Source organism: Nonomuraea sp. NPDC049400 (assembly GCF_044466425.1).
Taxonomy (GTDB): Bacteria; Actinomycetota; Actinomycetes; order Streptosporangiales; family Streptosporangiaceae; genus Nonomuraea.
In genome coordinates this window covers 63401-75366 of record NZ_JBITMP010000035.1, presented here as the reverse complement: position 1 = coordinate 75366, position 11966 = coordinate 63401, and the positions used below count along the sequence as shown (strand labels likewise).

Genomic DNA, 11966 nt, shown 5'->3' with positions numbered 1-11966 from the left:
ATGCCCACGGGAGCGTCTGGCTCCTCGCACCAAGGTGTGAGGAGCCAGTCAACATGCCTTACATGCCTGAAAAAGATCATCTCACTCTGACCTGCGCGAAGAGTCCAAGAACCCAGATAACGATGGGCTGCGCACTCATTCCCGCTTTCACGAAGGTTCTCCCATGAGCGAAGACACGACGACGGCGCGGATGCGCGCGATCATTCAGGAGTCCGCGGGCGGCCCCGAGGTGCTGACGCTGGCCGAGGTTGACCGTCCTGAGCCGATGCCGACGGAGGTCCTGGTACAGGTGCACGCGGCCGGCGGGGTCGGCCACCTGGCCGTGCAGCTCGCCAAGCATCTCGGCGCGTACGTGATCGGTACCGCTCGTGGGTCCAAGCACGCCTTCGTACATGCGCTGGGCGCCGACGAGGTGATCGACTACACCGAGGAGGACTTCGCCGAGACGGTCCGCGACGTTGACCTGGTCATCGACAGCATCGGTGGCGACTACGGGGCGCGTTCCCTGCAGACGTTGCGGAACGGCGGCACTCTTGCCCAGCTCAACCCGGAGCCTGACGAGGAACTCCTTCGCCAGGCCGGGGAGCGCGGCATCTGGGCGGGCTTCGTCCTCGTCGAGCCGGACAACGCCGCGATGGCGACGATCGCCGAGCTGGTCGAGGCGGGACGGCTGGGCGTCGAGGTCGACACCGTCCTGCCGTTCGAGCAGGCGGCCAAGGCACATGAGCTCGGCGAGACCAACCGAGCCACCGGAAAGATCGTACTCACTGTCGCCGGATGACCGGCCGCGAATACCGCCCACTGGTTGCCGGCTTCGAGCTCAGAATGGGATGCGGGTGTCACGTTTGCCCCGCTGACCCTCAATCAGTTTCCTGGTCCCCATCGCCGCCCCCAGCGTCTGATGACGGCCATGCTTACGTACGTGATAATTGCTTATTATCACGTACGTGAGCGATCATGGCGGCGCGGCGACCAGGACAACCCGTCGCCGGGGCGGTACGCGACTCCGGCACGTTATCCGGTACATCGTTCGGACGGGCGCGGCGACTGCCGCCCGGCGGCCTGCATGAGCGCCGCGCCGAAGGTCACCGCCCTTCGCGGTGGAGGCGTCAGCCTCGCCGCGGCCGCCGACGCCTTCCTCGCCACCCCGCGCACCGCCAACCCCAACACCCACCGCGCCTACGCCTCGGCCATCGATCGCGTCATCGCCCTGCTTGGCCGCGACCGGCCGCTCGCCGACGTCACCGACGCCGAGATCGGCACCGCGCTCACTGAGCTATGGGGCCGATGCGCGCCGGCGACCTGGAACCGCAACCGCGCCGCCGTCGCCTCCTGGCTGCTCTGGTGCCAGACCAAGAAGCACTGGGCCGCCCCATCGGTCCAAGCCGACGCCGAGCGCCGCAAGGAAAGCGCCGACGAGACCCGCGCGGTCGCCAAGGCCTACCATCCACCGGCTGCTGTCCCGCCGCGACATCCCGCTGCGGGAGAAGACACTGTGGCGGATGCTCTATGAAACGGCGGCCAGGGCCGCGGAGATCCTGGCGCTGAACGTTGAGGACCTCGACCTGGAGCACCGGCGCGCGCCCGTCCGCTCCAAGGGCGGCGCCGTTGAGTGGGTGTACTGGGACAGCGGCACCGCCCACCTGTTGCCCCGGTTACTCCGGTTCCCGGGTGGCAGCACGCGCACGCACGGTCCGGTGTTCCTGTCCGCACGGCGCCCGGCCCCGCTCGCCGCCCGGCCGCCGTCGACATCTGCCCGCACACCGGCCGCGCCCGCCTCGGCTACGACCGCGCCCGCGTCCTGCTGGAGAAGTACGCCGATCTCGACCTGCACCAGCTGCGCCACAGCGCCGCCACCCACCTCGGCGAGGCCGAGGTGCCGCTGCAGCTCATCATGGGCAAGACTCGGCACAAGAAACCCCCGCACCGCCATGCGCTACGTCAAACCCGGAGCTGAGGCCATCGCCGCCGTCACAGAGCACCTTTCTCCACCCCGGCGCCGACACTGATCCGTGCTGTTCCGAGCTGTTGCCTGGACACCTCGTAGCGCCGAAATTCGGGGGCGACCCTTCGGACGCCCAATCCGGAACGGAATGTCACGCCAAGCCGCTTCCGCCCGGCCCACTAACGCGAGTTTTCGTTCGCATGCTGCTCAACCGCCGTTACCAGGCGACCGGCAGTTCGTGCACACCGTAGGCGGACATGTCGTGCCGGAACTTCACCTCCTCCAGCGGCACGGCCAGATGCAGCCCCGGCAGCCTGCGCAGCAACGCGGGCAGTGCGACCTGCAGTTCCACCCGCGCCAGGTTCTGACCGAGGCACTGGTGGATGCCATAGCCGAAGGCCAGATGCCCGCGGGTGTTGCGGCCGAGGTCCACGGTGTCGGGCTGGTCGAGGAACGCCGTGTCCCGGTTGGCGGCGGGCAGGTTGACGGTCACCGCTTCGCCGGCCCGGACGAGCTGCCCGCCGATGGTGAGGTCCTCGGTGGCCACCCGTACGATCATGTCCTGGGCGATGGACAGATAGCGCAGCAGTTCCTCGACGGCGTTCGCCACCACGGCCGGGTCGTCGGTGTCGCGGATCCGGGCGGCCTGATCCGGATTCTGCAGCAGCGCCAGCGTGCCCAAGCCGATCATGTTGGCTGTGGTCTCGTGCCCGGCGAACAGCAGGATCATGCCGTTCATGGCGGCTTCTTCGCGGCTGAGCTCGCCCTTGGCGACCCGCTCGGTGAGCAGGCGGCTGATGAGGTCGTCTCCGGGCTGGCGTTCCTTGCGCTCCACCAGAGCGAGCAGGTAGCCGAACAGCGCCCCGCTTGCCTGCGCCTTGTCCTGCGGTGAGGCGTCCGCATGGTTCATGGTGGCGCTGTGCTGCTGGAAGAACTCGTGGTCGTCGTACGGCACGCCAAGCAGGAGCGAGATCACCAAAGACGGGATGGGCAGCGCGTATTCGCGGACCAGATCCGCCGGCTGCCCCTTGCTGATCATCTCGTCGAGGAATCGCCCGGCCATCTCGTGGATCTCCGGACGCATCGCCTCCACGCGCTTGACCGTGAAGTCGGCGGTGAGCATGCGGCGCAGCCGGGCATGGTCGGGGTCGTCCATCCGCGGGAACGCCGGGACCTGCGTGTGCGGGAGCACGGACGGGTAGCGCTGGGCGTCGGCGCTGAGCCGCGGGTCGCTCAAGACCGCGCGGACGTCCTCGTACCGGGTCACCACCCAGGCGGTGTGGCCGTTCCACATCCGTACCTGCTGCAGGCCGTCGGCCTGGCGCCAGTCGGCGTATTCGGCGGGCGGGTCCAGGGGGCAGCGCTGGGACCGCATGCCGGGGAAGACGGGAAGGCCGGCGTTGTCGTTGGAGTCGGTCGTGATGCTCATGGAAAGCTCCTGAAGATGTCGGGTGCGGGTCGGCGACGCCACGGTGCGAGTTACGCGGCTGTCGTGTCGGCGATGGCGGTGGCCCATGGGGTTCGGGCCGCGATGAGGGCGCGCCAGGTGCGCAGGATTTTGGGTGACATGCCGGCGGCGAGCACCCCGGCCACCCGGTCTCCGGTGCGGTAGGCGATCAGGAGACGCCGTTGCGAGACGTCGCTGTCCAGGACGAGTGCTTCGTCGTGGTCGCGCAGGTGACCGTAGGCCTGGATTTTCCGGCCGTACTGGTCGGACCAGAAGTACGGCACCGGGGCGAACGGCCGCCGCGTCTGCGGGTGGAGCATGTTGTGGGCGACGGCCAGGCCCTGCTCGGCCGCATGGGTGCGGTGCTCGACGCGCATCGCCGTGCCGAACAGCGGGTTGTGCCAGCGGGCCACATCGCCGACCCCGTACACGCCGGGGGCGGCGCTGAACATGTCACACACCAGCCCGTCGCCCAGGGTCAGCCCGCTGCCGTCCAGCCATGCGGTGTTCGGCACCGAGCCGATGGCCACCAGCACGTCGTCCGCCGGCAGGACCGTCTCATCGGCCAGCCGCACCCCTGTGACCGCCCCGCCTGCGCTGACGATCTCGGCGACGGCGGCGTGCGTGCGCAGCTCGACGCCGTGGCCGCGGTGGATCTCGGCCAGCACGTGGCCGGCCTGCTCGCCGATGGTCTGCGCCAGCGGAAGCGGACCTGCCTCCAGCAGTGTCACCTTCACACCCAGCCCGCTCGCGACGGCGGCCACTTCGGCGCCCACGAACCCGGCGCCGACGATCACCAGTCGCCGCCCGGGAAGCAGCCGCGCCTTCAGCGATACGGCGTCGTCCAGGGTGCGCAGCGTGTGCACTCCCGGCACGACCTCGCTGCCCGGCAGGTGACGGGGACGCACGCCGGTCGCGATGACCAGAGCGTCGTAGGGCACCTCGGCGCCATCGGCCAGCGCCACGCTCCTGCCGCTCAGGTCCAGCCCGATCGCGGGCACGCCCAGACGCAGGTCCAGGCCCAGCGCGTCCATCTCCGCCTTGCCGCGCAGGACGAGCCGCTCCGGCTCCCACTCCCCGGTCAGGACCTGTTTCGACAGCGGCGGACGATCGTAGGGGAGATGCGGCTCCTCACCGACGAGCGTGATCACACCCCCGTACCCGGCCCGGCGCAGCGCCTCCGCGGTGGTCAGCCCGCCTGCCGAAGCACCGACGATCACGATCCGGTTCACGACTCGGCCAGATGGATGGCGGCGGCCGGGCAGACCGCGGCCGACTCGCGGACGGCGTCGTGCAGCTGTGGCGGGGGCGTCTCCTCCAGCAGCACCACGATGCCGTCCTCCTCACGCTGGTCGAACACCTCGGGCGCGATCAGCACGCACTGCCCGGCAGCCACACATTTGTCGGCCTCGACGGTCACCTTCATCTGGCCCTCCTCCCTCCGAGCACATCGGCGATGGCCCGGAAATCCGCATGCGGCGCCCGCACCAGGCCGGTCCGGCACGCCGAGACGACATCCCGAAATCGGGAGTCAACTCTCACATGACGCCGTCACGATAGCATGCGAATTGAGAGTTGTATCTCGGTTGCTATCCTGAGGTGGTGACCACCGAGGCCCCCAAACCGTTGCGCGCCGACGCGGCACGCAACTTCGACAAGATCGTGCGAGCCGCGCGAGAGATCTACGCCGAACGCGGCCCCGAGGCGCAACTCGACGAGATCGCCCGCCACGCCGGCGTCGGCAATGCGACGCTCTACCGCCATTTCCCCGACAAGACGGTCCTGGTCCGCGCAGCCCTCGACCAAGCCTTCGCCGAAGAGATCGCCCCCGCCATCGAGCAGGCACTGAGCGATGACGATCCCAGGCGCGGCCTGGTCACCGTGCTCGAGGCGACGCTGTCCATGGCGGCCCGCGAACACAACACCCTGGCCGCCGCCAGGAACGCCGGCGCCATGACCGCCGAAGCCGGCACGCGCTCCCTCGAGTCGCTGACCCTGCTGGCCCGCCGCGCACAGCAGGCCGGCCTCATCCGCGCTGACCTCGTGCCCGACGACCTGCCCCGCATCGTGGTCATGCTCCTGGGACTGCTGTGGACCATGGACCCCCAAAGCGACGGCTGGCGGCGCTATCTCTCACTCATCCTCGACGCCCTGGCTCCCGACGCAGCCACCCCTTTGCCGGCCGCGGTGCCGCTGCAGCAGCCGGACAACTGGCTCCTGTGACAGCGTGATCACCTCATTGGCGAGGTCGAACAAAGGATTGGCAAGCCATTGCGCCTGCAGTCCATCCCGGAGCGCGATCGGGTGGCGTCCGGATCGAGGAGTACCACCGAGCGTGTCGTACAGTCGGTGCGTGAATGTGTCGGAAGCGATCCGGGTGCGGTAGATGTTCGTCTTCGCGCTCCCGCACCGCGGCCGGCTCACGTGGCCGCTCCGCGCGGTCCGGCTCGCCGGGCTGGTGGTCCTCCTGGTCACCATCATGCGGGCGGATCCCGGCCTGATCGACCGCCGTCCCGTCGTGACGGCCGGACTGCTCGCGGCGGCGAGCGCGGGATGGCTGCTCTGGCTGGCCTCGGACTGGCTCGGCCGCCGTTCGCTGGTCGTGGCGCTGCTGCTGATGGGTGTCGCGGGGGCCGCGCTGACGGGTGCGGGCGCGGGCGTGGCCGTCGCGTTCCCCGCCGTGGCGCTCATCGACGCCGGAGCCAGGCTGCCGCCGCGCCAGGTCCTGCCGATCACGTTCGCGACCGTCGCGGCCGCGGTCTCGCTGAAGCCCTCCCCGCCCTGGCCGTACCTGGTCGCGCACGTCTCGGTGCTGGTGGCGTGCGTGTTGCTCGGGACGTTCAGGAAGCAGGTGCTGCAGCGCGCGGAGCAGGCAGAGCTGCTCCTGGGCAACGTCGAACGGGCGGCGCAGGAGCAGGCCAGGGCGGCGGCGCTGGCCGAGCGTTCGCGGATCGCCAGGGAGATTCACGACATCCAGGCGCACGCGCTGTCGGCGCTCTCGGTGCAGCTCAAGGTGGTGGACGCGCTGGTGGAGGAGGGGGCGGAGGCCGAGCGGATCAGAGTCTTCCTCCGGCGGGCGCAGGAACTGGCCGACGAGGGGCTGGTGGAGACCAGGCGCGCCATTCTCGCGCTGCGGGACGAGGCGCTGCCGCTGGAGGAGCTGCTGACCGGCCTGGCCACGGCCTACGCCGACCGTGCCGGCAAGCCCGCGGAGCTGGAGATGGAGGCGGCACCCGCGGAGCTGTCCGCCGACGTCACCCTGACGCTGTATCGGGGTGTGCAGGAGGCGCTCACGAACGCACGCAAGCACGCGCCGGGAAGCCCCGTGCGCATACGCCTCGCTTGCGGCACACACGCCACGCTGAGCGTTGTCAGCCAGGGCCCTGCCGCGCCGGCCGGCCCCGGCTTCGGGCTGCGCGGGCTCAGGGAACGCGGCCGTGGCGGCGCACCGTCCCGACGTGGTGCTGATGGACCTGCGCATGCCCGAACTCGACGGCGTCGAGGCCATCCGGTGGATCGGCCGTGAACACCCGCGGACCGGCGTGGTCGTGCTCACCACCTACTCCGATCAGCGGGAGATCGCGGCGGCGTTGCGCGCGGGCGCGCTCAGCTACCTGACCAAGGACGCCTCACGCGAGGACATCTACCAGGCGGTGGCCGCCGCCGCTGAGGGACGCAGCCTACTCACCAAGCGGGTCCGCGAGTCGCTCTTCGACGCCGCGCCGTCCCCCGAGCCTCCGGACGGGTTGACGAACCGCGAGCTGGAAGTGCTCAAGCTGGTCGCGGCGGGGCTGTCCAACCGGGAGATCGTGGAGCGGCTGCGCGTGAGCGAGGCCACGGTGAAAACGCACATCAACCGTATCTTCGCGAAGATCGGGGCGCGGGACCGCGCGCAGGCCGTCCGTTACGCCTACCGGCGGGGGATCGCCTCCGACTCTCAACCCACGGGTTGACGCGAACCAACCTCTGGCTTGACGATCGGCCCCGGCCCTGCGAATACCGTCGTCTGCCATGAGCGATGTGAGCGTTTTCCTCCTCAACCTGATCATCTTTGCGATCGCCATCGAAAGCGACATCGGCCGGCGGAAGGTGGGGCTGTTCCGGCTCCTGCGCCCTGTGGCAGGGGCGGCGGCGCTGGTTCCGATCTTCTTTGACGGCTTCGCGCTGTCGGGCACCGGGCTGCTGCTCGAAGCCGCGGCCACCGTGCTCGGCCTGGCGATGGGACTGGCCGCGGTCTCGTTCATGCGGTTCGAGTACGTGCCGGACAAGCGGGCCGTGTACTCCAGGGCCGGGCTTGCCTACGTGACCGCCTGGGTCGCCATCACCCTGACGAAGGTTGCCTTCTCGTACGGCGCGACGCACGTGTTCGGTCCAGAACTGGGCCGCTGGATGGCGGCGCACGACGTGGGAGCGAACGCGCTGAAGGCGGCGATCATCCTGCTCAACGTGTCGACGATGCTGGCCAGGGTCGGCGGCATCCACGTCGGGGCAAGGGTGACGGCCGCGCCGCGACCGGCTCCCGTTCCGGCCAGCGGGCCCGGCTCTTAGCACGTGAGATCCGGGCAGCTCAACGCCAGCACCAGGCGGTCGTTCCCGTACACGCGGTCATAGTCCCCGCGGAACTCGTTGACCAGCCACAGCTCTCCGCTCGCGGGCCAGTACGCGACATTCTGCGCGTTGCCGGGTGCGGTCGTCAGGTAGTGGACGTCGAGCGTGGCGCGGTCGGCGGAGACCGTGACGCGGTGCAGGCAGGACTTGCGGTAGTCGCCGTAGATGTTCGCCGTGCCGCCCCGCATGTAGCTGACGGGAGGCGCGCCGTCGGGACACAACCCGACGACGATGCCGTTGCCGCCGGTGAACACGCCGCCCTGGAGTTTCCACACCGGGCTGGTCCACCCCTCGGTGGGGTGAACCAAACCGTCGGAGCCCGTCTTGAGCAGGGCGGTGGACGCGTCGAGGGGCCAGCGGAGGATCTTCGCGCCGGAGCCGCCCCTCCGGTACAGCGGCGGCCCGCCACCGTCGGTGATGCGCTCGCCCGGCTCGCGGCTGAACACGCCGAAGAGGCGAGCATGCTGACCTGGCCACCCACGCCATGCGCCTGCCGTCAGGTCGCCACCTGATGCGCGCCTCCACCGGCCAGAACACGCCGCTGCGCGCCTGCCGTCGCGCCGCCCTGCATCGGCAGGACACCGACCTGGTCGTCGGCGCCGGCCAATCGATCGAAGACGCTGTCGTCCTGGCCGCCGCCCTCGCCGGCAACGCTTTCCGTACCCGCGGCGCTGAACGCCTACGATGCCCAGCGCTGCCCCCGCACGCGGCGATCAGCTCCTCCGGCTCCCACTCCCGACGCACCCGAACCCACCCTTCACCCGACCGCCTCCGAAACGATCACGAACCGCAATCATGATCTCTCACCCCGCTACCTGGGCGGCTGGGGACATGTTCGGGAGCGGAGGGCCGAGCCGTGCCGCGGCCGGATCGCGGGCGAGCAGGCGCAGCGCGGTGCGGGCCAAGCCCGGATGCTCACCGGGCCCGGCGGCCGGGGCGGCGGTGCGGAACGGCTCGTCCAAGCAGATGGCGGCACGGTAGGCGGCCAGTGTCGACACGGTCTTCTCCTTGAGTGCTTGGCCGGTCGCCGCGTGCATTCCACGAACGAGGCAGCGGGGTCCTGCCGGACCGTTCTGATCGGTTGGTGCCAGGCGCCCTGGCACCAACCGATCAGCTCAGGTGGTTGCAAGGGTTCCGGTGTGGAGTTCGGCGGTACGTCCACGGCCGGTGTCGTAGGTCCAGAACGCGTGGACGGTGTGGGTGTTGAGGTTCATGAGGTGCGTGACCGTCATGCCGGGCTGTTCCACCCAGCCGAGGATGAAGATGCCGGGCGAGACTTCGGCTGTGTGCAGGACGACGGTTTCCTGGGAGCCCTTGCCGGGGCCTTCCAGCGTCTCGTAGTGCAGGCCGGTGCCGTCGGAGGTGTAGGTGTTGCGGAACACCGCTCCGTTGTCGATGCGGAAGACGAAGGTGTGTCCGGCGTAGGTGCGCGTGTTCATCAGAACAGTCCGTTGCCGTGCGGGAGGCTGTAGGGAATGGGGACGATGATGTCCCAGTGTTCGACGATCTTGCCGTCGGCGACGCGGAACAGGTCCCAGTAGGCGGCGGGGACGCCGAACTCGCCCTCGGACTGCAGCAGCACGAAGTCGCCCTCGGCGACGACCTTGTGGATCTTCTTGTACACAAGATTCTTGCCCTGCTCCGCCCAGTTGGCGGCGGCCGCGCCGAAGCCGTCCAGGCCGTCGGCGGCCTCCGGGTTGTGCTGGTGGTAGGCCTGGGTGGAGATGTAGTCGGTCAGCGCCGAGTAATCGGCGCCCTTGAGGACCTTCTCGGCGAACTCGGAAACGAGGCCGCGGTTGGCCGCGGTCTCATCCAGGTTGGTTGGCGCGGTCGGGCCGTCGGTCTGGGTGCGTCCGCTGACGGTCGCCCGCGCCAGCGGGGTCAGGGCGTCCCAGTGCTCGGCGAGCTTGCCGTTCTCGACGCGGAACAGGTCGAAGGCGACCAGCGGGTCCGGGCCGAAGCCGTGGTAGATGCCGTGCAGGGCGACCAGGTCGCCGTCGGCGATCACGCGTACGCCCTCGTAGCGGAAGTCGTCGCCGAGCGAGGCGACCAGGGCGCGCAGCGCCTCGGGCCCGTCGGCGGCCAGCGAGCTGTGCTGGCGGTAGCCGGGCGCGACCCAGCGATCCACCGCGGAGGGGTCCTTCTCCCCGAACAGCTCAGCGGCGGCCTGCAGAACAGTGTCCTTCGCGTTCATGGTGTACTCCGCTCCGTTCGTCCGACGTTGTCGGATCCTGGTCCTCTCATCGCGCCCGGCATGGTCATTCAGGCCACCATGCCGCGCTTGCGATAATGGGAACAGCGATCAGCCTGGTGAATAAGGGATCCACGATGGTCAATCGGCGACAAGTTGGTGTGCCTCAGTTCGGGTACCGGCCAGTTGACGGCCGCTCGGTCGGGATCGAGGTCGTCACCATGGCCGACATCAGAGGCCGGATCCCCGCCCACACCCTGGCCTCACCGCACCGCGCCGACTTCCACATCCTCATCCTGATCACCACGGGCGAAGGCCGACACGAGATCGACTTCGCTTCCCACCCCTGCCGGCCTGGCACCCTGCTGTGGGTACGGCCGGGACAGGCCCACCGCTTCCACCACCCCGGCAGCCTCGACGGCAAGGTGGTCCTGTTCACCGCCGACTTCCCACCCGATCTCGGCAGCGCAGGGCCGCGGCTCACCGGCTGGCTCGCCACTCCCCGCTGGACCCCGGCCGGACCCGACCTCACCGCCATCTCCACCACGATCGACCAGATCGCCGCTGAACGCGCCGCGTCCGTCCACGCGATGCCCGTCGCCCTGCTCCGCCACCTGCTGGCCGTCCTGCTCCTGCGGATCGATCGGCTGCCTACCGAGGACGACCGCCGCGTCGACTCCGCCACCGCCGAACTCTTCGACCGGTTCCAGGCCGAGCTCGAACGCTCCTATGCCCTCACCCGCTCCGCCGAGCACTACGCCGCCCGCCTGGGCTACACCGTCAAACACCTCACGCGCGCGTGCGTCGCCGCCGCCGGCCACCCTGCCAAACACCTCATCGACGCCCGCGTCGTCCTGGAGGCCAAACGCCTGCTCGCCTACACCGAGGTCCCCGTCGCCGACATCGGCCGCCGCCTCGGCTTCGCCGACCCCACCAACTTCGGCAAGTTTTTCGCCCGCCACGCCCACACCACGCCCGGCGCCTTCCGCCGAACACAGAAGGCATCGGGCTGAAGCAGCCGATCGCCGAACAGCCGCGACCCGCAAGTGCGAGGTCTTTGAGCGATTTACCCGCTTCGATGCGCCTTCGAGCGGAGTTTCGCCCCGAACGCAGGGGTGTCCTCGCCCTCCGGCTGCTGCATCCAGACCTCCGCCCGCGACCGCGATCGACACGGCCGCAGAAAACCTGTTCCGTCCGGCCCGGTTCTGATCCATTATCAAGTCGATGGCAACACGCTGCGTCATCGTATCGTCACCCAGAGAAAGGGTCGCTGATGAACAAGCTCACTGTGCGCGCCTGGAGTGGCCGCTGGGCCGTCGTCGCCGCCGTCGTGGTGGCGCTCGCCGGGCCGCAGGCGGCTTCACCCGCTCACAGCGTCTCCGCGGCCACCGGCGCGATCAGTGCTCAGGCCAGGAAGGCCTGCCCGGCGGACCACCTGTGCGTCTGGGAGCGCCTGATATCGGGGTGGCTCGACCGTCGCGGCAGCGACTACCTCTACCGGGACCCGTTCTCCAGCCCGCAGCTCAACAACTTCGCCGACCGCAAGCTCTACAACGTCACCGGCGCGAAGAACAACACCCGCTTCGACGTCAAGCTGTTCACCGGTCCGAACGGCACCGGCGACTCGCGCTGCCTCAGCCCTGGCCGGGCGCACGCCGTTCACGACTCGCAAATCACCAATACCTGGCAGTCGGTCATCATCTACACCGACGACCGCGCCTGCGACTAGTGATCCCCTGACTCCCGGCGCGGCGACCCCCCTTGCGCCGCGCCGG

The 11966-nt window shown here is 69.6% G+C and carries 16 protein-coding genes; 9 read left to right on the top strand and 7 right to left on the bottom strand.

Annotated features, from left to right (window positions below; translation table 11 throughout):
• Window positions 1-163: 163 nt before the first annotated feature.
• The 3 genes from ACIBVN_RS40370 (at window position 164) to ACIBVN_RS40360 (ending at window position 1957) form a co-directional block, all read left to right on the top strand.
• Entirely contained in the window at window positions 164-781 is a 618-nt protein-coding gene (locus ACIBVN_RS40370; protein ID WP_397145567.1) for a zinc-binding dehydrogenase, read from the top strand.
• A 285-nt stretch (window positions 782-1066) separates the two neighbouring features.
• Complete coding sequence (locus ACIBVN_RS40365) at window positions 1067-1513, top strand: hypothetical protein (RefSeq protein WP_397145566.1); 447 nt, start codon at window positions 1067-1069, stop codon at window positions 1511-1513.
• A 99-nt stretch (window positions 1514-1612) separates the two neighbouring features.
• A complete protein-coding gene (locus tag ACIBVN_RS40360; protein WP_397145565.1) occupies window positions 1613-1957 on the top strand; it encodes a hypothetical protein in 345 nt (114 codons plus the stop codon).
• 205 nt (window positions 1958-2162) lie between these two features.
• On the opposite strand, the gene ACIBVN_RS40355 is transcribed toward ACIBVN_RS40360, so the two are convergent.
• The 3 genes from ACIBVN_RS40355 to ACIBVN_RS40345 are packed head-to-tail and all read right to left on the bottom strand — an operon-like array spanning window position 2163 to window position 4818.
• Window positions 2163-3374: a cytochrome P450 gene (locus tag ACIBVN_RS40355; protein WP_397145564.1), complete on the bottom strand. Its 1212-nt coding sequence runs from the start codon at window positions 3372-3374 to the stop codon at window positions 2163-2165.
• Window positions 3375-3424: 50 nt separating this feature from the next.
• Window positions 3425-4624 (bottom strand): NAD(P)/FAD-dependent oxidoreductase, encoded by a 1200-nt coding sequence (locus ACIBVN_RS40350; RefSeq protein WP_397145563.1) that lies wholly within the window; start codon window positions 4622-4624, stop codon window positions 3425-3427.
• Window positions 4621-4818: a ferredoxin gene (locus ACIBVN_RS40345; RefSeq protein ID WP_397145562.1), complete on the bottom strand. Its 198-nt coding sequence runs from the start codon at window positions 4816-4818 to the stop codon at window positions 4621-4623. Before ACIBVN_RS40345 ends, ACIBVN_RS40350 begins: the two co-directional genes overlap by 4 nt.
• 176 nt (window positions 4819-4994) lie before the next feature.
• Between ACIBVN_RS40345 and ACIBVN_RS40340 the strand changes: the two genes are divergently transcribed.
• The 4 genes from ACIBVN_RS40340 to ACIBVN_RS40325 all read left to right on the top strand — a co-directional run bounded on the left by ACIBVN_RS40340 (window position 4995) and on the right by ACIBVN_RS40325 (window position 7940).
• Window positions 4995-5615 (top strand): TetR/AcrR family transcriptional regulator, encoded by a 621-nt coding sequence (locus tag ACIBVN_RS40340; protein WP_397145561.1) that lies wholly within the window; start codon window positions 4995-4997, stop codon window positions 5613-5615.
• 163 nt (window positions 5616-5778) lie between these two features.
• Entirely contained in the window at window positions 5779-6918 is a 1140-nt protein-coding gene (locus ACIBVN_RS40335; protein ID WP_397145560.1) for a sensor histidine kinase, read from the top strand.
• Entirely contained in the window at window positions 6872-7345 is a 474-nt protein-coding gene (locus ACIBVN_RS40330) for a LuxR C-terminal-related transcriptional regulator (protein ID WP_397145559.1), read from the top strand. The genes ACIBVN_RS40335 and ACIBVN_RS40330 overlap by 47 nt, the downstream gene beginning before the upstream one ends.
• Window positions 7346-7403: 58 nt before the next feature.
• Entirely contained in the window at window positions 7404-7940 is a 537-nt protein-coding gene (locus ACIBVN_RS40325) for a hypothetical protein (protein WP_397145558.1), read from the top strand.
• Here the strand turns inward: ACIBVN_RS40325 and ACIBVN_RS40320 are convergent.
• The 4 genes from ACIBVN_RS40320 to ACIBVN_RS40305 form a co-directional block, all read right to left on the bottom strand.
• Window positions 7937-8446 carry a hypothetical protein gene (locus ACIBVN_RS40320; RefSeq protein WP_397145557.1) on the bottom strand — a complete coding sequence of 170 codons (510 nt, stop codon included), beginning with the start codon at window positions 8444-8446 and terminating at the stop codon, window positions 7937-7939. The two genes, ACIBVN_RS40325 and ACIBVN_RS40320, sit on opposite strands and share 4 nt — an antisense overlap.
• A gap of 357 nt (window positions 8447-8803) precedes the next feature.
• The gene (locus ACIBVN_RS40315; RefSeq protein WP_397145556.1) at window positions 8804-8998 is read right to left on the bottom strand and encodes a hypothetical protein; all 195 of its coding nucleotides are present in this window, start codon (window positions 8996-8998) and stop codon (window positions 8804-8806) included.
• Between the two features lie 117 nt (window positions 8999-9115).
• Window positions 9116-9439 (bottom strand): MoaF-related domain-containing protein, encoded by a 324-nt coding sequence (locus ACIBVN_RS40310; protein ID WP_397145555.1) that lies wholly within the window; start codon window positions 9437-9439, stop codon window positions 9116-9118.
• Window positions 9439-10194, bottom strand: a complete 756-nt coding sequence (locus ACIBVN_RS40305; protein WP_397145554.1) for a nuclear transport factor 2 family protein — start codon at window positions 10192-10194, stop codon at window positions 9439-9441. Before ACIBVN_RS40305 ends, ACIBVN_RS40310 begins: the two co-directional genes overlap by 1 nt.
• Window positions 10195-10412: 218 nt before the next feature.
• Between ACIBVN_RS40305 and ACIBVN_RS40300 the strand changes: the two genes are divergently transcribed.
• Window positions 10413-11204 (top strand): AraC family transcriptional regulator, encoded by a 792-nt coding sequence (locus tag ACIBVN_RS40300; protein ID WP_397145553.1) that lies wholly within the window; start codon window positions 10413-10415, stop codon window positions 11202-11204.
• A 260-nt stretch (window positions 11205-11464) separates the two neighbouring features.
• Window positions 11465-11920, top strand: coding sequence for a hypothetical protein (locus ACIBVN_RS40295; protein ID WP_397145552.1), 456 nt, complete (start codon window positions 11465-11467; stop codon window positions 11918-11920).
• Window positions 11921-11966: the final 46 nt, after the last annotated feature.

What these genes read in the sequence shown, in the direction of transcription:
- ACIBVN_RS40370 (WP_397145567.1), top strand. Translation starts at nt 164, where the DNA reads ATGAGCGAAGACACGACGACGGCGCGGATGCGCGCGATCATTCAGGAG.
- ACIBVN_RS40365 (WP_397145566.1), top strand. Translation starts at nt 1,067, where the DNA reads ATGAGCGCCGCGCCGAAGGTCACCGCCCTTCGCGGTGGAGGCGTCAGC.
- ACIBVN_RS40355 (WP_397145564.1), bottom strand. Translation starts at nt 3,374, where the DNA reads ATGAGCATCACGACCGACTCCAACGACAACGCCGGCCTTCCCGTCTTC.
- ACIBVN_RS40345 (WP_397145562.1), bottom strand. Translation starts at nt 4,818, where the DNA reads ATGAAGGTGACCGTCGAGGCCGACAAATGTGTGGCTGCCGGGCAGTGC.
- ACIBVN_RS40335 (WP_397145560.1), top strand. Translation starts at nt 5,779, where the DNA reads ATGTTCGTCTTCGCGCTCCCGCACCGCGGCCGGCTCACGTGGCCGCTC.
- ACIBVN_RS40330 (WP_397145559.1), top strand. Translation starts at nt 6,872, where the DNA reads ATGCCCGAACTCGACGGCGTCGAGGCCATCCGGTGGATCGGCCGTGAA.
- ACIBVN_RS40325 (WP_397145558.1), top strand. Translation starts at nt 7,404, where the DNA reads ATGAGCGATGTGAGCGTTTTCCTCCTCAACCTGATCATCTTTGCGATC.
- ACIBVN_RS40310 (WP_397145555.1), bottom strand. Translation starts at nt 9,439, where the DNA reads ATGAACACGCGCACCTACGCCGGACACACCTTCGTCTTCCGCATCGAC.
- ACIBVN_RS40305 (WP_397145554.1), bottom strand. Translation starts at nt 10,194, where the DNA reads ATGAACGCGAAGGACACTGTTCTGCAGGCCGCCGCTGAGCTGTTCGGG.
- ACIBVN_RS40300 (WP_397145553.1), top strand. Translation starts at nt 10,413, where the DNA reads ATGGCCGACATCAGAGGCCGGATCCCCGCCCACACCCTGGCCTCACCG.
- ACIBVN_RS40295 (WP_397145552.1), top strand. Translation starts at nt 11,465, where the DNA reads ATGAACAAGCTCACTGTGCGCGCCTGGAGTGGCCGCTGGGCCGTCGTC.